Here is a 19,105-nt window from a genome sequence, read left to right as displayed (position 1 = left end):
ACCGCGAAATCTCCCCCGATGCGCCGCATCCTGACGTTGGTCTATGACAAATCGCTCGGTATGATGAGGGCAGTGGAGCGCCTGGTTCCCTGAGCCTGTTCTTCTGGCCGTAAATATCCCGGGGTAGAGTGAAACCACAGGTTTCACTCGAAGGGGCAGCGCCCCTCAGGCTCACACCGTGAGCCACGTTCCCCGAGCGCGTTCAGATTTCGCGAAGCCGTTCCAGTGCAGCGGTCAGGGTCGCCTCTTCTTCCTCGCGCGCAGAAAGGTTGTCCTCGGCCTCTTCCACCACCTCGGGCGGCGCGTTCTCGGCAAATTTCGGGTTTTTCAACCGTCCGCGCAATCCGCCGATTTCCTTGCTCAGTTTGCCCAGCGTTTTCTCAAGCCGTGCAACTTCTTCATCCACGTCGATGATGTCTGCCAAGGGCAGGGCAAAGATGCCACCCGCCACCGCGATGGTGATGCAGCCCTTGGGCAGGTCCGCCATCTCGGTCATGCTGTCGATCCGCGCCATGCGCTTGATCATCATCTCGTTGTTGGCCCAGGCCCTGCGCCCGACGGCGTCGAGTTCTTGCAGGATCAGCGGCGCTTTCAGCCCTGCGGGCACATGCATCTGCGCGCGCGCCGAGCGGATGCTCTCGATCAGTGAAATCACCCAGTTCATTTCACGCGCCGCGTCGTCATCGACCAACTCGTCACCATAGGTCGGCCAGTCGGCATGGATCAGCATCGTATCGCGTGCTGCGATTTGGCCCCACAGTTCTTCGGTGATGAAGGGCATGATCGGGTGCAGCAGGATCAGGCACTGGTCAATCACCCAGGCCATTGTGGCACGGGTCTCGGCCAAAACGGCCTCATCCTCGGAGTTCAGAAGCGGTTTGGAAAATTCGACATACCAGTCGCAAACCTTGCCCCACACGAACGCATACAGCCCGTTGGCGGCGTCGTTGAAGCGGAAGGCGGCCAGGGCTTCGTCCACCTCGGCGCGGACCTTTGCAGTTTCCGAGATGATCCAGCGGTTCGCCGTCTGGGTCGGGCTTTTCGGATCAAACCCGACGACCGGTTTGCAGCCGTTCATTTCTGCAAAGCGCGCGGCGTTCCACAGCTTGGTGCTGAAATTGCGATAGCCCGCGATGCGTTCGCGCGACAGTTTCAACACGCCGCCGATCGACGCCATGGACGTGTTGGTGAACCGCAGCGCATCGGCGCCATATTCGTCAATGATCTCAAGTGGATCAATAACGTTGCCGGTGGTCTTGGACATCTTCTTGCCCTTCTCGTCACGGACAAGACCGTGCAGATAGACCGTGTGGAACGGGTTTTTGCCCGTGACCGCCTGGCTCATCATCATCATCCGGGCGACCCAGAAGAACAGGATGTCCTGTCCGGTGATCAGTACGTCACCGGGGAAGAAGCGGTTCAATTCGTCGGTGTCCTGAGGCCAGCCCAGCGTGCCAAAGGGCCAAAGGCCGGAGGAGAACCAGGTATCGAGCACGTCGGGGTCGCGCCATACGGGATAAACCAGTTTTGTTGGATCTTGCGTGCTTTCATAGGCAGCAAGGCTTTCAGCCAACGCGTGAATTGCAGCCCCACGGTCCGCCACTTCGACCACGCGCGCGTTGCCTAGCGGAACGGGGAGGGTGACAAGCACCTCGTCAAACTTCGGTACAACGGCTTCGAAGTCATGGGCACAATGGCTGTGCTCATGCCCGGGCAACATATCCTGTTGCAAGAGCAATCGACCCATTTCGACCAGATCAAGCGCATTGTCGCCTTCGTCGTCGGTGAAGCCTTCGCCCGACAGGTCAAGGCCATACCAAACCGGCACCTGATGTCCCCACCAGAGCTGGCGCGAGATGCACCACGGTTCGATGTTTTCCAGCCAGTGGAAGAACACCTTCTCGCCGCTTTCCGGCATGATCTTCACGTCGCCCTTGCGCACAGCGTCCAACGCAGGGCCGGCGATCTTCTCGGCGTCCACGAACCACTGGTCGGTCAGCATCGGTTCGATCACCACCTTTGAGCGGTCCCCGAAGGGTTGCATGATCGGTTTGTTTTCAACATAGGGCACGGTGCCGGTGATTTCCTCACCGTCCACCTCGACAGTCTGGGTGATCATCACCGCCAAGCCCTCGGCCGTGATCTGGTCGACCACGCGCTTGCGCGCTTCGAACCGGTCCAACCCGCGCAGTTCGTCCGGGACAAGGTTCATCGCCGCGATCTTCGCCTCGTCGAATCCTTCTTCACCATTGGCGATGCGCTGGGCGGTCGCGGCTTCCTCGGCATAGGGCAAACCATCGGCCCGCATGTGTCCGCGCGTGTCCATCAGCGAATACATCGGGATGTTATTGCGCTTGGCGACTTGATAGTCATTGAAATCATGCGCGCCGGTGATCTTCACCGCACCCGAGCCGAAGTTCATGTCCGGGTATTCATCGGTGATGATCGGGATCAGGCGGCGATGCTCTTTCGGACCCACGGGGATTTCGCAGAGCTTGCCCACGATGGGCGCATAGCGCGCGTCATCCGGGTGCACGGCCACCGCACCGTCGCCCAGCATGGTTTCGGGGCGAGTCGTTGCAATCGAGATATAGTCGCGCTCTTCTTCCAGAACGACATTCCCGTCCTCGTCTTTCTCGACATAGGTATAGGTCGCCCCATCGGCCAGCGGGTATTTGAAGTGCCACATATGGCCGGGTGTCTCGATATTCTCGACCTCAAGATCGGAAATTGCGGTCTCAAAATGCGGGTCCCAGTTGACCAGACGTTTGCCGCGATAGATCAGACCCTTGTCATACATATCCACGAAAACCTTCAGAACGGCGTCGTGGAAGTTGGCCGAATTCTCATGCCCCGTGCGTGGATCGCCCGGTGCGCCAGCCATGGTGAAGGCGTTGCGCGACCAGTCGCAGGTGGAGCCCAGACGCTTCAACTGGTTGATAATGGTCGAGCCGGAATTGCCTTTCCATTCCCACACCTTCTCAAGAAACTGCTCGCGGCCAAGTTCACGGCGACCGGGTTGCTGCGTCTCGGCCAGCATCTTTTCGACTTGCAACTGGGTGGCAATGCCCGCGTGGTCCTGGCCGGGCTGCCATAGCGTGTCAAACCCGCGCATCCTGTGCCAGCGGATCAGAATGTCCTGCAATGTGTTGTTGAACGCATGGCCCACATGCAGCGCGCCCGTGACGTTGGGCGGGGGGATCATGATCGCGAAGCTGTCTGCCCCCGGCTTGGCATTGGCACCTGCTTTGAAAGCGCCTGCGTCTTCCCAACTTTGATAGATGCGTGCTTCGGCGGATGCTGCGTCGAATGTCTTGTCCATGGCCATGGTTTTGTCCCAAGTCGTATGAGTTCAAGACCGTTTACCCAAGACGACGGCAAAGGGAAAGCCCGCGCAGAGACGACAACGCCCGGACCTTGGCCCGGGCGTTGAATTGCGCATTCTCTTGCGAAGATCAGAAATCCATCTGATAGCCGATCGTCGCCATCACCGACGGTTTCTCCGCATAAGGCGTCTGATGCACGCCCAGCCCCAGATCATAACTGCGTCCATTCCCCAGAGTGTGGGTATATCGGGCTTCGGCAAACAACCGGTTTTCATTCTCAAGCGGCGGACCAGCCACGGCAAAACTGGTCATGCCCGGAATGGCGCTGGTCCCCGACACGGTGTCGGCAGAACGCGACAGGTCCCATTCAACACCAGCGGTCAGGCGCACCACGCCCGCTTCGGAAACGGGAAGGCGCAGATCGGCGCCAAGTGTGGCCGTTGTCGCACTGACCTCGTAATCGTCATAGGTCACAGGGAAGGCGACGGCGTTGGTTTCTGTATATCCGTCACGCTGAACCGACGAACGGGTGACGCGCATGAACGGCGTAACCAGCGCGGCCCCGCGTTGCATGCCGTAGCCAAGCTCGATCGACGTGGCCCGTGCGCTCATATCGGTGGTTCCTGTGCCCCGCTCGGTATTCGGCAGTGTGGTGGACCGCGTGATGTCCACCTCGGCTGCCGATTGCGCGGTGGCGAGCTTCCAGTTCAACCCATTGGTGGCCGGATGCCCACCCTGCAAATAGGCGCCAAAGCTGCGGAAATTTCCATCGATGCCAAACCCGGTCAAGGTGTCGTCGTCATTGCCAAGCCCGACAAACCCGCCAAACGACAAATTGTCGGTCAGCGCCGTCGCGGCAATCAGACCGGCCACGGTGGTATCGTTGCCGTCGCGATTGCTTGCAGCGCCTGCGGTGATTTTCATCGAGAAAGGACGGCCCAACCCGGTTTTGCTGCGCTGCCCGTCAACGCCGTCGATGGGCAGTTCAAGCGATTGGCCCAGCGTGAATTGGACAAGTTTGTCCATGTATTGGGCACCTGCTGCCTGTTCAGCGGCGCTATTGGACACTTGCGTCAGTGTGTTTAGGTGATCCAGCATTGTTCCCCCGGGTCGAACAGCGTCGCGCCAGATGAACCCGCGTGAATTGGCTGCGTCATTGGTCGCCACCCCGACGACGACGGAGCCGTCCGCGCTGATACCATTGGCGAAGGACGTTCCTGTATTGCCCGTGGTCAGATCACCCAAATCCTGTGCGACCCCGTTTTCGTCCCAGCGCAAAGCGCGATAACCTGGTGTCGTCGAGTAGCGTGCGGCCCCCGCGACATAAGACCCATCCTGACTGGCAGCATTGGCCAGCGAGAAAATGACATTTGCCTCATCAGTCGACGCCAGTTGGACCATGCCGGTGCCCGCGCTCCAGCGAAAGGCGCGTTGCCCTGTCACGGAAGGCGCCACCGACTGGCCGACGACAACAAGCCCATCACCGCTGACCCCATTGGCTCGGCTTTGACCGGTTGCACCGCCGATGGTGCCCAGATCGGTTATGGCCCCACCAACCACTGCGCGGAACGCATGAGTCGCAGTTGCGGTCTCACCCCGCCCAACAACGATGCTGCCATTGTCGCTGATGTCTTGCCCAAATGTATCCCCGCCCACAATCAGGCTTGGAAGGGTGACGAATGTATTCGTGGCGCGCGTCCAGACAAAGGCACGGTCGTATGGGGCAGGAGAGGTCGGCCCGACGGGTGGTGGCGTCGCCGCGCCATTGTCATAGATGGTCCCGACAATCCGCGTGCCATCCGCGCTGATGTCGTTCGGCTCGCCATAAACTCCAGCGCTAATTGGAATGGTGACGGCCCCGGTCGCCTGGGTCCAGTAGAACATGGATGGAAGGCCAGCCGAGAACGTAACCCCGGTGATAACCGACCCGTCCTGGCTGGCACCTTTTGCAAAGCTGTAATCTCCGATTGCAGGTGCAAGATCAACAAGTGTGCCACCCGTAAAAGCAAATGCGCGCGGCACACTGGCCGTATCTGACGCGTTGCCAACAGCGACCGAGCCGTCGGCGGAAATATCCACTGCGTCAGACCCGGTGAAGAATGCCCCGTCATCAAAGGTCGGTATTTCTTCCATGGTGGGAATCGCTGTTTGGGAAAGCGCCGGATGCGCCGCCAACGCCAGTGCCGAAAGGGCGACCAATCGACACGTCTTTGTGCTGAGTTTCAGTGAAATGAGATTTGAATCTCGATCCTTGGAATAGTTTTTCATTTGCCCCTCGCAACTGAGAACACGCGAATTCAGCAAAGAACGGGCCTTACCGCCAATGCATGGTGGATTTGACCTGCGTCCGACCTTTGCCATTCGGTGATTTTCCAAATGTTATCAAAATCGCCCGGTTCGGGCGTGGTTGATTTATGGTTTACTTTAATAAAGCTGACCGTAGTCGCAAAAAAACAACTAGATGATGGCTCTTGGAATAACAATACACAGCAACATTCCCTACAAAGTATTCTCGGAATGGTGGAAAGGCACGGGCTAGGTCAGTACGTTCGGCGTGTGACAAACAGTAAAATGTTTGATTTGTGCAATCGCACATGTGGTCCCAACACCACTGAACACAGCCGATTGTGCGCCCAGATCATGAAATACTCCGGCGGAGCATATCGCCCAAGTCAGGTGCGCAAGGTCGCGCCCTCAGTCGCTGTGCCAGACAGGCGCGGAGTCGCCCGCAAACGTCGGAATGATCCCCCGACCAGTGCTGACAGAGCCGTCGGTCGGGCGGGTAAAGCTGGGTTCCTGGCCGCGATCACGGTCATTCCCTGCACGGCAACCTCGTCTGGGAAAGGGGAAATTCAATTCGATTGCCTTAGCCCAGTCGGTTGATCCGGGTCGACAGGTGGATCAGGCTTTCCGAACTTTTCACCCCGTCGATTTCACCAATTGCATCAAGCGTTTGATCCAGTTCAGCCGTCGATTTTGCGGCGAGTTTCAGGATCATGTCGAATCGGCCAGACGCCGTATGCGCTGTTTCGACTGCTGTCAGGGTTTTCAACCGTGCCAAGACCGCCGGAGTCGAACGTGGTTCGATCGCGATCAATACGGTCGCATGAATGCGGTCGCCGCGTGCCGAATCCCCAAGTCTGAGCGCATATCCGGCAATGATGCCCTTTTCCTCCAACCGTTCGATGCGGGCTTGAACCGTTGATCGGGCAAGCCCCAACCGCCGGGCAAGTGTTGCCACGGGCAGACGCGCATTTCCTTCAAGCTGAGCAAGCAATTCGCGGTCTTTTTCGTCCATATGGTCGGTATCCTCGATGTTTTGGCGGAAAATACACGACATATTGCCCGAAATGCCACTGGAAATCGACGGCTTCTGTTCAGATTCTAGAAGAACGACGCGAACAGACATTTTTCAAAGCGAGCGAACATGAGCAGGCAACCTTCGATCTGGCTAACGGCCTTGTCACATCTGAAATCCGAAACGCCGAAGCGGCCGGTGTTGTATTTCGCGCCCGCGACCTTGCAGGCGACGGTCCAGCAATTCGTCGACGGATTCGACGGTCTTGTGACCTATGCGGTAAAGGCCAATGATTCCCGTGTTGTGCTGGAAAACCTCGTGGCCTGCGGAATCAGTGCCTTCGACGTTGCCAGCCCGGCCGAGATGCACGCCCTGCGCGCCGTTTCACCCGATGCCATCATGCATTACAACAATCCCGTACGCTCCCACGATGAGATTGCCGACGCGATTGCCCTTGGGGTCCGGTCCTATTCTGTCGATGCGCCGCATGAGTTTGAGAAGCTACGCGCGCAGGTGGATCCGGAGGGTATCGAGATTTCCGTGCGTTTGCGCCTGCCGGTGGAAGGCGCTGCCTATCATTTCGGGGCCAAGTTTGGTGCAGATGTCGAACAAGCTGTCGCGCTTCTGCGCATGGTGAAAGAGGCGGGTTTTATCCCCTCGATGACCTTCCATCCGGGCACGCAATGCGCCAGCCCGTCGGCCTGGTCGACCTATATCGCCACTTGCGCCGAAGTCTCGAAGGAAGCGGGCGTGAAGCTGGCTCGTCTGAATGTGGGTGGCGGGTTTGCTGCCAACCGGGGGGTTGCCCCGGATCTGGATGCGATATTCGCGGCAATCCATCGGGCAGTCAAAAATGCCTTTGGAACCGACGCGCCAGCACTGGTCTGCGAGCCGGGGCGCGCGATGGTGGCTGAAGCCTTCACCCTTGCGACGCGGGTGAAATCCATCCGCGAGGACGGTGCGGTTTTCCTGAATGATGGGATTTATGGCGCACTGTCCGAGGCACCGTCCATCGGGGTGCCGGATCGCATCGCGACTGTTCGGGCCAGTGGAAAACGGCACAAGGGTGCGATGATCAAGCGCACAGTATTCGGGCCGACCTGCGATTCCATCGACCAGCTGCCGGATCCTCTAGCGATGCCAGATGATTTGGCTGAAGACGATTACGTGCTGTTTTCAGGTATGGGGGCGTATAGCCTTGCTACGGTGACGCGGTTCAACGGCTATGGGCTGATCGACATGGTGACGGTGCAGCGCGCCGGGGTGTAACCCGGCGTGCCGAGGTATTTGTCACTATGCCACGTCCTGCAATTTCATGGGGGGCGTGATGCCTAAAGCGTGCGCCACTTCGCGGGTCAGGGCAGGTTTGTTCAGCGTATAGAAGTGCAGATCTTTGACGCCGCCATCAATCAGGTCGGAACACAACTCGGTGCACAGGGCGGTGGACAACAGATCCTCGCGCCCGTCGCGGGTGGCTTTGGAAAACGCATCATCCAACCAGCCGGGGATATACGCACCGCAGCGTTCTGCGAATTTGCGCACGCCGTTCCAGTTTTCAATCGGCAGGATACCGGGAATGATCGGCACGTCGATTCCGGCCTTTTCGCATTTGTCGCGGAACCGGAAGAACGTGTCATCCTCGAAGAAGAACTGCGTGATGGCCGAATTGGCACCCGCATCCACCTTGCGCTTCAACCAGGCGACATTGGCATCCAGATCGGCACTTTCGGGATGCGGATCGGGATAGGCACCCACACGGATATGGAAATCACCGGTTTCCGCAAGGGCTTCAATCAAGTCCACCGACGAGGCAAAACCGTTCTTGTGCGGAGCAAAGCCGTTGCTTCCCTTCGGCGGATCGCCCCGTAGGGCGACAATTTCAGTCACGCCAGCCTGGGCATAATCTTTCGCGATGGCCAAAGTTTCATCGCGCGTGGCATCAACACATGTCAGGTGGGCTGCGACATTCAGGTCGTAATGTTTGTGGATGGTTTGCACGGCGTCATGTGTCAATTCCCGGGTCGTTCCGCCCGCCCCATAGGTGACTGAGACGAAGCTGGGGTCCAGCGGTGCGAGTTCGCGCACTGTTTCCCACAGTCGGAAAGAAGCATCCAGCGACTGGGGTGGGAAGAACTCGAACGAGATATTGGGCGTTGTCATGGCGGCCTCGGGATTCAGAGAAGTGACTGTTGCCCTCTTGTGCCGGTTTTCTGTTTGTGAGACAAATTCATAATTCTCACAATAAACATGAGCTTCGTGCATGTATTTGGAATTTCGTCATTTGCGCACCATTCGGGCGATCCATCAGGCGGGCAGTCTGGCACGCGCTGCGGATATATTGCATATCACCCAATCTGCACTAAGCCACCAGATCAAAGGGCTTGAAGATCAGGTCGGTATGGAACTGTTTCACCGCCGCACAAAGCCCATGCGGCTGAGCCCCGCTGGATTGAAATTGCTGCGCCTTGCCGAACAGATATTGCCTGAAGTCGCACGGCTGGAAGAAGAATTCAGGTCGCTGAAGTCGGGACGATCTGGCCGGTTGCACATTGCGATTGAATGCCACGCTTGTTTTGACTGGCTGTTTCCGGTGCTGGACAAGTTGCGCCATGCCTGGCCCGATGTTGATCTGGATATTCGTCAGCGACTTGCCTTTGATGCGCTTGAGGCGCTTCGGCGGGAGGAGGTCGACTTCGTGATCTCATCTGATCCCATTGCGATCCCGGGTATCACTTTTGCGCCTCTGTTTGACTATGAACCACGATTTGTCGCGGCCTCCACCCACCGATTGGCGCAACACGATTATATTGAGGCCGAAGACTTCGAAGACGAGATGCTGCTGACCTATCCGGTCGAACGGTCGAAAACGGATGTGTTCAGCGGGTTGTTGACCCCGGCCCGCGTCGAACCTCGCGCCGTGCGCCAGGTGGAAATGACCGAGGTCATTCTGATGTTGGTTGCTGCCGGGCGCGGGGTTGCGGTCATGCCGGACTGGGTGCTGCGCAATGTTGAGGACAACCCTGACTATGTCACGCGACCATTGACTGAGAAGGGGTTATCCAAGCGCATGTTTGCCGCCACCCGCGAAGAGGATGCGATCGTCCCCTATGTCGCGCATATGATCCGTTTGTGCCGGTCCGAACCCGTCAAGCTACAGCGCGCGTGAAACGGGGAAACGGGCTTGGCAAACAAGGCATCCCCGCGTATACGCGCCGTCTGAGATGATAGGAGCGCCCCCGATGGAAGGCAGTGCAAATCTGAACGTGATGATCAAGGCCGCCCGGATGGCGGGTCGCAGCCTTGTGAAGGACTTTCGTGAGGTCGAAAACCTGCAAGTTTCTATGAAAGGCGCGGGCGACTTTGTGTCGAAAGCGGATATTGCTGCCGAACAGATCATTCGCGACATCCTGATGGAAGCCCGCCCCAATTATGGTTGGCTGGCCGAAGAAAGCGATGCCACTGACGGCAAAGACCCGACCCGACGCTGGATCGTCGATCCGCTGGATGGCACCACGAACTTTCTGCACGGCTTGCCGCATTGGGCGATCTCGATTGCATTGGAGCATAAAGGTCAGATTGTCGCCGGTGTGATCTATGACGCCGCGAAAGACGAGATGTTCACAGCCGAAAAAGGTAAAGGCGCGTGGCTGAACCAAAGCCGCCTGCGCGTTTCCGGCCGTTCGCGCCCGATCGAAAGCCTGTTTGCGACGGGTTTGCCCTTTGCCGGGCGTGCCGATCTGCCGGACACGCTGCAAGATCTTGCGCGTATCCTGCCCAGTTGTGCCGGTGTGCGCAGGTTCGGTGCGGCGGCACTGGACCTCGCCTATGTGGCGGCCGGCCGTTATGATGGGTTCTGGGAACGTCGCCTGAACGCTTGGGATGTGGCCGCAGGGCTTGTCATTGTGCGCGAGGCAGGGGGATTTGTTGCCCCGATCAATCCCGAGGGGTCTATCCTTGAAGACGGAGAAGTCATTGCCGCAAACGAGGCGATTTTCGACAAGTTCTCGGGTCTTGTGCGGGGCAGTTGATTTCTGTCGCGAGCTGCAAAATACCGTTTCAGGGCCTTATTGCTGCCTGATTGTTCGGGAAAAAAAGCGATATGGAACAGTTAAAAAATATTTTCGCCCGTATTTCTGGGCTGATCACGGACGAAGACGGTGCTGTTACCGTTGATTGGGTCGTGTTGACGGCATCTATCGTGATGTTGGGGATGGCTAGCATGTTTATTGTCGCCGGCAATATTCCCGGGCTGACCGAGCAGATCAGCAGCGTGGTGGCTAATCAATCAGTGGGCAGCTAGAACACTGTTTGCGCTGCTGCTGGTTGAGTGGTGGTGTTCCATTCTTCCGCACTTGTTATCTTTCACTTCCGTCGACGAACGGTCGGAATGACGCTTTTCGTGACTCTGTATTGCGCATCCGGGTGATCTGGATGCCCGTCCGTGCGCATCCAGAATGCCCGGCCGCCCAAGCCTTTCCATATGGGCAGGACAAACAAGAACCCCGCGATGAAGCCGCCCGCATGGGCCCAATAGGCGACACCTCCGCCCATTTGGGACCAGTTCAGCGCACCGTTGACCACCTGCAAGCCAAACCAGAGCAACAGCATCAGCCAAGCCGGGAAGGGAAACACTTTGAAGATCACGACAAAGATGAACAGGACGTCAACGCGCGCCCGCGGAAACAACAAAAGATACCCCCCCATAACCCCCGCAATTGCGCCCGACGCCCCAACCATCGGGACCACGCTTGAGACGTCAGCAGCCACCTGAAGCAAAGCCGCGCCAAGGCCCGAGACCAGATAAAATATGGCAAATCTGACATGGCCGAGAACATCTTCCAGATTGTCGCCAAATATCCATAAGAACAGCATGTTACCCGCGAAATGCATGAAGCTGCCGTGGACGAACATTGAGGTGAGCACAGTCTCGAACCCGTCACCGCTCATCACGCGCAGGGGGATCAGACCATATTGCACGAACACGCGATCAGCTGCGACATCGTTGCCGTAGAGCGGCAGCATCGTCAGAAAGACGATCAGGTTCGCCGCGATCAGCCCGAAGGTGACATAAGGTGTACGTTCTGACGGGTTGTGATCGCGAATTGGAAACATGGGGGGACTTGACCCGATGGCGTCCGCCGGGTCAAGCGTCGCGCCTATTCAGCAGCCAGATCAGGCGGTTGCGAGAGCATCAACAGCTCGGCATTGCCACCCGAGGCTGTTGTGTCCACGCACAAATGCCGTTCATGGGTCACAGCCTCTTCCGTTACCGCGCCGGTGATCAAAGGCAGGATTGCCCCGGATCGTGCGGCAAGAGCCAGCGCAAGAGCGCGCGCGCCAACCTCGTCTCCCCAATAGATCGCACCGCCGATCCCCTCGACCTTGGACAGTTCGCCCGCTGCCAAGTCGGGTGCCAGCACCGCCAGTCCACCATGCGCCTCGACGTCCGTTTTCTGGCGTTCGGCGGCTGTGAGGCCGGGGCCAAGACACAGGAACGGGGCGCGGGGGTGCGTGGACAGTTGGTTCAGCTCTCCGGTTGGGCCGGGCAAGCGGGTTGATGCAAGCGTCACCGCACGCGTGGTAGCGGTGATAGTGCGCTCAAGCAGGGCGGGATTGGTCGATCCGTCGCCATCCGCCTCGCCGGTCATCGGGGCAGGCCCGGACTTGCAGAACCGATCCATGTAGGCTGGGCCACCCGCTTTGGGGCCGGTGCCGGACAGCCCTTCGCCGCCGAATGGTTGCGAGCCGACAATGGCACCGATCTGGTTGCGGTTCACATAGGCGTTGCCGGCACGGATGCGATCAACCACGTGCTGAACGCGGTCATCAATCCGGGTGTGAAGACCAAATGTCAGGCCGTATCCCGTGGCGTTGATCGCATTGATCACCGCGTCGAGGTTTTCGGCCTTGTAGCGCGCAACGTGCAGAACCGGTCCGAAGATCTCGCGCTTCATCTCGTGAATGCCGCTGACACGGATCAGTGTGGGGGCGATGAAGTGACCGCCGTCGGGGACTTTCAACTCGTGCACCAGCCGTTTTTCTGTGCGTGCCGTATCGACGTAGGCGCGAATGCCCCCATAGGCCTCGTCGTCGATGACGGGACCAAGGTCGGTGGACAGGTGCCACGGGTCAGCCGGGGTCAATTCGTCCATCGCGCCGATCAGCATCTCGGTCAGGCTGTCGGCGATGTCGTCCTGAACATAGAGACAGCGCAGGGCCGAGCAGCGTTGCCCTGCCGATTGGAAACTGGACGCGACGATGTCACGCACCGCCTGTTCGGGCAGCGCGGTGCTGTCCACGATCATGGCGTTCAACCCGCCGGTTTCCGCGATCAGCGGTGCGGCGGGTGACATATGCTGCGCCATCGCGTGGCGGATGATCTGCGCGGTTTCGGTCGATCCGGTAAATGCGACCCCGTCAATGCGCGCATCCGACGTCAGCGCCGCCCCGACGGTTGCCCCGTCGCCGGGCAAAAGCTGCAACGCCTCGCGCGGAACACCGGCTTTGTGCAACAGCTTCACCGCCTCATATGCGATGATCCCGGTCTGCTCGGCAGGTTTGGCCAACACGCCGTTGCCCGCCGCCAAAGCCCCCGCAATCTGACCGGTAAAGATCGCCAAGGGGAAGTTCCACGGCGAAATGCAGGTGAACAGGCCACGCGCATCGCGGGTAAGGTGCGGGATGCGGGACGCATAATATCGCAGGAAATCAACGGCTTCACGCAATTCGCCCAGACAGTCGGGCAAAGTCTTTCCCGCTTCGCGGGCAAGCAGGGCGAAGAAGATTCCAAAATGTTCTTCATAAAGATCCGCTGCGCGGTTCAGAACCTCGGCACGCGTTTCTGGTGCGGCATCCCAACGGGTTGCCGCGTCAAGGGCCGCCTGCACGTCCTTGGCGCTGGCCCAAGTGATCTTGCCAACCTCGGTGCCATTGGTGGGGTTGGTAACGGTCACATCCTTGCCGCCCTTTGGCGTGCCAGCAATCAGCGGTTCAGCGGCAAATCTCGTATCCGCGAAAGGATTGCGGGCGGTGTCGATCTGCTCCAGATGGGGTTCATATGTCAGGTCCAGCCCTTTGGAGTTTTTGCGATCCCCATAAAGCTCTGGTCCGGTGGGAACATGTGGTGCGGGATGGTCAAGCGCGTCGAAGGGGCAGGCGGCAACCTCCTCGGGCGAAACGCTTTCATCGACGATCTGGTTCACGAACGAGCTGTTGGCGCCGTTTTCCAACAGTCGCCGCACCAGATAGGCCAGTAGGTCGCGATGCGCCCCAACAGGGGCATAAATCCGGCAGCGTGTGCCGTTTTCATCCATGATGATCTGGTGCAAACGTTCTCCCATGCCATGCAGGCGCTGGAACTCGTAACCACGCGCGTTCACGCCTGAACTTTTTGCCATATCCAGTATGGCGGCCGCCGTGTGAGCATTGTGGGTGGCGAACTGCGGATAGATCCGATCGGTCAGCGACAGCAGTTTTCGCGCGTTGGCGATGTAGCTGACATCGGTGGCGACCTTGCGTGTGAACACGGGGAATGCATCCAAGCCTTCAACCTGCGCGCGCTTGATCTCGGTGTCCCAATAGGCACCTTTGACCAGCCGAACCATGATTTTGCGGTCCAGCCGTTTGGCCAGCGCGTGCAGCCAGTCGATAACGGTGCCGGCGCGGTGCCCATAGGCCTGCACGACCACGCCGAACCCGTCCCATCCGGCCAATGATTTATCGGACAGCACCGCTTCGATCACGTCTAGCGAGATTTGCAGGCGGTCAGCTTCTTCGGCGTCGATGTTGAAGCCCATACCCGCCGACTTCGCCAGATGTGCGAGGACCGAAACACGTGGCACAAGCACATCCATTACCCGGTCGCGCTGGGCGCGTTCATAGCGGGGGAAAAGCGCGGAAAGCTTTACGGAAATACCAGGATTGGCACGGATATCCTTGGATTTGCAGGCACTTGCGATCTCGGAAATTGCCTTGGCATAGGACATCTGATAGCGGCGCGCATCGTCATCGGTCAGCGCCGCTTCGCCCAGCATGTCATAGGAATAGGTGAAGCCTTTCGCTTCCATCTTCGACCCGCGTTTCATCGCAGCAGAGATGGTTTCGCCCAACACGAACTGATTTCCCATCTCTTTCATCGCGCGTCCGACGGCGGTGCGAATGACGGGTTCACCCAGACGTTTCACCGCCCCACGCAACGCACCGGTGATCCCCGGTTCGCGCTCGTCCAGCACCTTACCTGTAACCAAGAGCGCCCATGTCGATGCGTTCACCAAAGAAGACGACGAGCGACCAAGATGCTTGCCCCAATCGCTGGGTGCGATCTTGTCTTCGATCAGAGCGTCTATGGTTTCTGCATCCGGCACCCGCAACAGGGCTTCGGCCAGACACATCAGTGCGATGCCTTCATCCGTTGACAGGCCATATTCGGCCAGAAAAACCTCCATCATGCCCGGGTCGGATGACGCGCGGATGGCGCGCACAAGTTCGGCGCCGCTGGCCGCGATCCGCGCGCGGTCGTCACTGGACAGCCCCGCCTCTTTTGCGAGCGTATGGATATGCCGTTCCTCACCGGCATAGGCAAGATCGTCAATTTTCTGGCGAAGGCTGTCGGTCATGTGCGGATCCTCATGGTGTTTGCACTTCCCCTATGATATCCCGAAAAGACAAGGCGATTTTCCTGATTTTCGCCATTTGGCAGCCGAAATGACCGATTAAAGGTGGTGAATGCAGGAAGATAAGCAAGTTGATCTTGATCGGTTCGATCGCAGGATTCTGGATGTCCTGTCAGGCGATGGGCGCATTTCGATCACCGATCTTGCACAGCGGATCGGATTATCAAAGTCCCCGACCCAAGCCCGTGTACGTCGGTTGGAAGCGGAAGGGGTCATTACCGGATACCGTGCCGATATCGACCCGATTCGTTTAGGCCGGGATCATGTCGCCTTTGTCGAAGTAAAGCTTTCGGACACGCGCGAGGCCGCATTGAGTGCGTTCAACAAGCAAGTTTCCAGCATTCCCGAGGTGGAAGAATGTCATCTGCTGGCGGCGCATTTTGACTATCTTCTCAAGGTGCGCACCCAAGACATGCGTGACTTTCGGCGCGTCTTGGGCGAGGCAATTTCGACCCTTCCGCATCTGGCGCAAAGTTCAACTCACGTGGTGATGCAGGCGATCAAGGATGACAGCCCCTCCATTCTTGGCTGACTTCTTTTGGCAAATGCTTCTGACCGATTGCCTCCGGTTTTAAGAGGCGTTAGGGAAGGGCTGGGGCCAAGCTCCACCCGGTGCGGGCGTGATGGAATGGTAGACATACCAGACTTAAAATCTGTTGGGCCTTGTGCCCGTGTGGGTTCGAGTCCCACCGCCCGCACCATTCTCATCTCAGCAAAAACGTTTTTCAATACGATGTTCGGCCTTTGTTTCGACTGGCGTGATTGCGTGGTTGAGGGGCCGTGAATTATGCGTCAATTCGTGGGGCGGGGCATTGCTTTTAATCCGGACATGGCGAAACCTGAGTGCAGGTCGGGCACAGCAAAACATTTCTTTGCAGATTACAGCCAGTTTTTATTAGGCCTTTTCGATGACCAAACTATTTTTTTAAGTCTTTGGATTGGACGGTCGGGGTATGAGTAATTTTAGCTCATTAGACAGTTGGGAAATGGTCGGGTTGCTTGGGGCAGCGATCTATTGCACGACCTATATGTTGATCGCGTTCGACATATTGACCAGCAAGACGACGTGCTATTACGCGTTGCAGTTTTCGGCGGCCAGCTTCGTCGCACTGAGCCTGATTGAGCATTTCAACGTTGCCGCGTTGACCGTCCAACTGTTTTTTATCGTGGTGTCGGTCTTTGGTTTTGCAAACCATATGAAGGGGCGAACTGTTTCACCTGCGAAGGACAAAGAAGTGGTTTGACGGGAACGAGACCTCTCCCTGAGTGCGTTGTTCCACGCGCTCACAGAAAAGTCGGGCTAGGGGTGGCCCGGCTTTTCACTTTCTTACCGTGTGAAATCAGGCGTTGAACAGGAAGTGCAGAACGTCGCCGTCTTTAACCTGATAGGTTTTGCCTTCGGCGCGCATCTTGCCTGCCTCCTTGGCACCGCTTTCCCCACCCAATGCGATGTAATCGTCATAGGCGATGGTTTCGGCCCGGATGAAGCCGCGTTCGAAATCGCCATGGATGACGCCAGCTGCTTGTGGCGCGCGGGTGCCTTCGCGGATGGTCCAGGCACGGGCCTCTTTCGGGCCGACGGTGAAATAGGTTTCCAGATGTAGAAGTTCATAGCCCGCACGGATCAGGCGATCCAGGCCCGCTTCTTTCAGGCCCAACTCTTCCAGGAACATCTGCATGTCGTCGGCGTCAAGTTGGCTGATTTCTTCTTCGATCTTGGCGGAAATAACCACTGAAGCCGCGCCTTGTTCGGCGGCCATTTTCTCGACCGCTTGCGAATAGGCGTTTCCGCTGGCCGCATCGCTTTCATCCACGTTACAGACGTAAAGGATCTTCTTGGTGGTCAGAAGTTGCAGCATGTTCCAAGCCTTGCGATCTTCCTCGTCCACCTTGACGGTGCGGGCGGGTCGGCCGGCCTCAAGCGCCTCTTGTGCCGCGCGCATCAGACGCTCCTGCTGCACGGCTTCCTTGTCGCCGCCGCGCACCTTGCGCACGATGTTTTGCAACCGCTTCTCGATGCTTTCCAGATCGGCCAGCATCAACTCGGTCTCGATCACCTCGGCGTCTTCAACCGGGTTCACACGGCCTTCGACATGGGTGACGTCGCCGTCGTCAAAGCAACGCAGGACGTGGGCAATGGCGTCCACTTCGCGGATGTTGGCCAGAAACTGGTTGCCCAGCCCTTCGCCTTTCGACGCACCCTTCACCAGACCGGCAATGTCGACGAAGGTCATCCGGGTCGGAATGATCTCTTTCGAACCAGCAATAGCGGCCAGTTTGTCCAGCCGGTCATCCGGCACGTTCACCTCGCCCACATTTGGTTCGATGGTGCAGAACGGAAAGTTCGCGGCCTGCGCCGCCGCCGTCTTGGTCAATGCGTTGAAAAGGGTCGATTTACCGACATTCGGCAGACCGACGATGCCCATCTTGAAACCCATCACGGCCTCCGTCATTCAGTGTTCGGGGCCTTCTAGGGCTTTGACAGGATGGGCGCAAGCGTGGTGAAGTGGGAAGACGCGCAACAGAGGAGCTTTGCCATGCAACCTATTCCGTACGTGTTTTTCAAAGATAACTGCCGAGAAGCCGTCACGCGCTATGGCGAGATTTTCGGCAATGGACCAGAGATCATGTCGTTCGCGGACATGCCGGACGAAGATCGCAAGCAGATGCCCGGCGTGCCGGATGACGCGGTGATGCATGCCAGCGTCGCCGTCGGTGACGGGATGCTGTTTGCCAGTGACGACCCAAGCGGCGAGACGCCGGAAATGGCGGGCTGCAATGTCTGCCTTTCCCTGCCGGATGAGGCCGAGACAAAGCGGGTCTTCGATGCTTTGGCAGATGGGGGCGACGTGCGAATGCCGCTGAGCCCAACGTTCTGGACATCGCTTTTTGGCACGTTGACCGACAAATTTGGAGTGCGTTGGATGATCATGGCGGACAGCGATTACGAGTGACCCATTGATTTTCCCGACCGTATTCGGCACATCGGTTCTGAACATGACAAAGGACGGATGATGACCCGAATTGATGCGAAGTTTGCTGCCTTGGCCGAAAAGGGTCAGAAGGCGTTCGTCAGCTACATCATGGGCGGTGATCCCGATATGGCGACCTCGCTTGAGGTGATGAAAGGGCTGCCTCGGGCAGGCGTTGATATTATCGAATTGGGCGTGCCGTTTACCGACCCGATGGCGGATGGGCCGACCATTCAGCTTGCGGGACAACGTGCGCTGGAAGGCGGCATGACCCTGCAAAAGACGCTGGATATGGCGGCGGAGTTTCGTAAGGATGACGATACGACCCCGATTGTTCTGATGGGATACTACAACCCGATCTATAGCCGGGGCGTGGACAAGTTTCTTGCCGATGCAAAGGCGGCAGGTGTGGATGGGCTGATCGTTGTCGACCTGCCCCCGGAAGAGGACGACGAGCTTTGCATTCCAGCACAGAAGGCGGGATTGAACTTCATTCGGCTGGCGACCCCGACCACTGACAACAAACGCTTGCCGAAAGTGCTGCAAAACACTTCGGGCTTTGTCTATTACGTGTCTGTCACAGGTGTGACCGGGGCGTCCGAAGCGCAAGCCGCGAATGTCGGGCCCGAGGTCGCGCGCATCAAAGCCGCGACGGATATTCCCGTGATCGTTGGCTTTGGCGTGAACACCCCCGAAAAGGCGCAAGCGATTGCCAGCGTTGCCGATGGCACTGTTGTGGGCAGCGCGATCGTGTCGAAGATCGCGGCGGGTGAACCGGTTGCGGATGTGCTGGCCTTCGTGAAGACACTGGTCGACGGGGCGCATCGCGGCTGACGT

The 19,105-nt window shown here is 58.2% G+C and carries 15 protein-coding genes and 1 tRNA gene; 9 read left to right on the top strand and 7 right to left on the bottom strand.

The annotated features are described in order from the left end of the window. Positions 1-202 precede the first annotated feature (202 nt). The 3 genes from AC13C8_RS18055 to AC13C8_RS18045 form a co-directional block, all read right to left on the bottom strand. The gene (locus tag AC13C8_RS18055) at positions 203-3,328 is read right to left on the bottom strand and encodes a valine--tRNA ligase (RefSeq protein ID WP_482848594.1); all 3,126 of its coding nucleotides are present in this window, start codon (positions 3,326-3,328) and stop codon (positions 203-205) included. A gap of 127 nt (positions 3,329-3,455) precedes the next feature. Further along, the gene (locus tag AC13C8_RS18050) at positions 3,456-5,525 is read right to left on the bottom strand and encodes an autotransporter domain-containing protein (protein ID WP_482848593.1); all 2,070 of its coding nucleotides are present in this window, start codon (positions 5,523-5,525) and stop codon (positions 3,456-3,458) included. A 667-nt stretch (positions 5,526-6,192) separates the two neighbouring features. Beyond that, complete coding sequence (locus tag AC13C8_RS18045; protein ID WP_482848646.1) at positions 6,193-6,624, bottom strand: Lrp/AsnC family transcriptional regulator; 432 nt, start codon at positions 6,622-6,624, stop codon at positions 6,193-6,195. A gap of 129 nt (positions 6,625-6,753) precedes the next feature. Between AC13C8_RS18045 and AC13C8_RS18040 the strand changes: the two genes are divergently transcribed. Continuing rightward, complete coding sequence (locus AC13C8_RS18040; RefSeq protein ID WP_482848592.1) at positions 6,754-7,893, top strand: type III PLP-dependent enzyme; 1,140 nt, start codon at positions 6,754-6,756, stop codon at positions 7,891-7,893. Positions 7,894-7,917: 24 nt separating this feature from the next. Here the strand turns inward: AC13C8_RS18040 and metF are convergent, their stop codons facing one another. Then, a complete protein-coding gene (gene metF / locus AC13C8_RS18035; protein WP_482848591.1) occupies positions 7,918-8,784 on the bottom strand; it encodes a methylenetetrahydrofolate reductase [NAD(P)H] in 867 nt (288 codons plus the stop codon). 100 nt (positions 8,785-8,884) lie between these two features. Between metF and AC13C8_RS18030 the strand changes: the two genes are divergently transcribed. From AC13C8_RS18030 to AC13C8_RS18020, 3 genes are all read left to right on the top strand, one after another. Further along, entirely contained in the window at positions 8,885-9,790 is a 906-nt protein-coding gene (locus AC13C8_RS18030; RefSeq protein ID WP_091429095.1) for a LysR family transcriptional regulator, read from the top strand. Positions 9,791-9,863: 73 nt separating this feature from the next. Beyond that, the gene (locus tag AC13C8_RS18025) at positions 9,864-10,652 is read left to right on the top strand and encodes an inositol monophosphatase family protein (protein WP_482848590.1); all 789 of its coding nucleotides are present in this window, start codon (positions 9,864-9,866) and stop codon (positions 10,650-10,652) included. 71 nt (positions 10,653-10,723) lie between these two features. Further along, a complete protein-coding gene (locus tag AC13C8_RS18020) occupies positions 10,724-10,924 on the top strand; it encodes a hypothetical protein (RefSeq protein ID WP_091429099.1) in 201 nt (66 codons plus the stop codon). 62 nt (positions 10,925-10,986) lie between these two features. On the opposite strand, the gene AC13C8_RS18015 is transcribed toward AC13C8_RS18020, so the two are convergent. Together AC13C8_RS18015 and putA are read right to left on the bottom strand one after the other, a co-directional pair. Then, positions 10,987-11,736, bottom strand: a complete 750-nt coding sequence (locus tag AC13C8_RS18015; protein WP_091429100.1) for a rhomboid family intramembrane serine protease — start codon at positions 11,734-11,736, stop codon at positions 10,987-10,989. Between the two features lie 44 nt (positions 11,737-11,780). Beyond that, a complete protein-coding gene (gene putA, locus AC13C8_RS18010; protein ID WP_482848589.1) occupies positions 11,781-15,239 on the bottom strand; it encodes a bifunctional proline dehydrogenase/L-glutamate gamma-semialdehyde dehydrogenase PutA in 3,459 nt (1,152 codons plus the stop codon). A 109-nt stretch (positions 15,240-15,348) separates the two neighbouring features. On the opposite strand from putA, the gene AC13C8_RS18005 reads away from it, so the two are divergent. The 3 genes from AC13C8_RS18005 to AC13C8_RS17995 all read left to right on the top strand — a co-directional run bounded on the left by AC13C8_RS18005 (position 15,349) and on the right by AC13C8_RS17995 (position 16,540). After that, positions 15,349-15,828, top strand: a complete 480-nt coding sequence (locus AC13C8_RS18005) for an Lrp/AsnC family transcriptional regulator (protein WP_091429104.1) — start codon at positions 15,349-15,351, stop codon at positions 15,826-15,828. A gap of 82 nt (positions 15,829-15,910) precedes the next feature. Next, a tRNA-Leu gene (locus tag AC13C8_RS18000) sits at positions 15,911-15,997 on the top strand. A 252-nt stretch (positions 15,998-16,249) separates the two neighbouring features. Next, the gene (locus AC13C8_RS17995) at positions 16,250-16,540 is read left to right on the top strand and encodes a CBU_0592 family membrane protein (protein WP_143064290.1); all 291 of its coding nucleotides are present in this window, start codon (positions 16,250-16,252) and stop codon (positions 16,538-16,540) included. 96 nt (positions 16,541-16,636) lie between these two features. Here AC13C8_RS17995 and ychF read toward each other — a convergent pair whose 3' ends face one another. Beyond that, positions 16,637-17,734, bottom strand: a complete 1,098-nt coding sequence (gene ychF, locus AC13C8_RS17990) for a redox-regulated ATPase YchF (RefSeq protein WP_482848588.1) — start codon at positions 17,732-17,734, stop codon at positions 16,637-16,639. 99 nt (positions 17,735-17,833) lie between these two features. Here ychF and AC13C8_RS17985 point away from each other — a divergent pair, with 99 nt between their 5' ends. Together AC13C8_RS17985 and trpA are read left to right on the top strand one after the other, a co-directional pair. Next, positions 17,834-18,250, top strand: coding sequence for a VOC family protein (locus AC13C8_RS17985; protein ID WP_091429108.1), 417 nt, complete (start codon positions 17,834-17,836; stop codon positions 18,248-18,250). A 60-nt stretch (positions 18,251-18,310) separates the two neighbouring features. Beyond that, the gene (gene trpA / locus AC13C8_RS17980) at positions 18,311-19,102 is read left to right on the top strand and encodes a tryptophan synthase subunit alpha (protein WP_482848587.1); all 792 of its coding nucleotides are present in this window, start codon (positions 18,311-18,313) and stop codon (positions 19,100-19,102) included. Positions 19,103-19,105: the final 3 nt, after the last annotated feature.

It is taken from the genome of Aliiroseovarius sp. B-4 (genome assembly GCF_056857795.1).
The sequence above is the reverse complement of the archived record's forward strand: the minus strand, read 5'-3'. Positions and strand labels throughout refer to the sequence as shown.

Excerpts from the sequence above, each read along its gene's own strand:
- AC13C8_RS18015 (WP_091429100.1), bottom strand. The coding sequence starts at position 11,736 with ATGTTTCCAATTCGCGATCACAACCCGTCAGAACGTACACCTTATGTC.
- AC13C8_RS18055 (WP_482848594.1), bottom strand. The coding sequence starts at position 3,328 with ATGGCCATGGACAAGACATTCGACGCAGCATCCGCCGAAGCACGCATC.
- metF (WP_482848591.1), bottom strand. The coding sequence starts at position 8,784 with ATGACAACGCCCAATATCTCGTTCGAGTTCTTCCCACCCCAGTCGCTG.
- AC13C8_RS17995 (WP_143064290.1), top strand. The coding sequence starts at position 16,250 with ATGAGTAATTTTAGCTCATTAGACAGTTGGGAAATGGTCGGGTTGCTT.
- AC13C8_RS18020 (WP_091429099.1), top strand. The coding sequence starts at position 10,724 with ATGGAACAGTTAAAAAATATTTTCGCCCGTATTTCTGGGCTGATCACG.
- ychF (WP_482848588.1), bottom strand. The coding sequence starts at position 17,734 with ATGGGTTTCAAGATGGGCATCGTCGGTCTGCCGAATGTCGGTAAATCG.
- AC13C8_RS18040 (WP_482848592.1), top strand. The coding sequence starts at position 6,754 with ATGAGCAGGCAACCTTCGATCTGGCTAACGGCCTTGTCACATCTGAAA.
- AC13C8_RS18045 (WP_482848646.1), bottom strand. The coding sequence starts at position 6,624 with ATGGACGAAAAAGACCGCGAATTGCTTGCTCAGCTTGAAGGAAATGCG.
- trpA (WP_482848587.1), top strand. The coding sequence starts at position 18,311 with ATGACCCGAATTGATGCGAAGTTTGCTGCCTTGGCCGAAAAGGGTCAG.
- AC13C8_RS17985 (WP_091429108.1), top strand. The coding sequence starts at position 17,834 with ATGCAACCTATTCCGTACGTGTTTTTCAAAGATAACTGCCGAGAAGCC.
- putA (WP_482848589.1), bottom strand. The coding sequence starts at position 15,239 with ATGACCGACAGCCTTCGCCAGAAAATTGACGATCTTGCCTATGCCGGT.
- AC13C8_RS18005 (WP_091429104.1), top strand. The coding sequence starts at position 15,349 with ATGCAGGAAGATAAGCAAGTTGATCTTGATCGGTTCGATCGCAGGATT.
- AC13C8_RS18030 (WP_091429095.1), top strand. The coding sequence starts at position 8,885 with ATGTATTTGGAATTTCGTCATTTGCGCACCATTCGGGCGATCCATCAG.
- AC13C8_RS18025 (WP_482848590.1), top strand. The coding sequence starts at position 9,864 with ATGGAAGGCAGTGCAAATCTGAACGTGATGATCAAGGCCGCCCGGATG.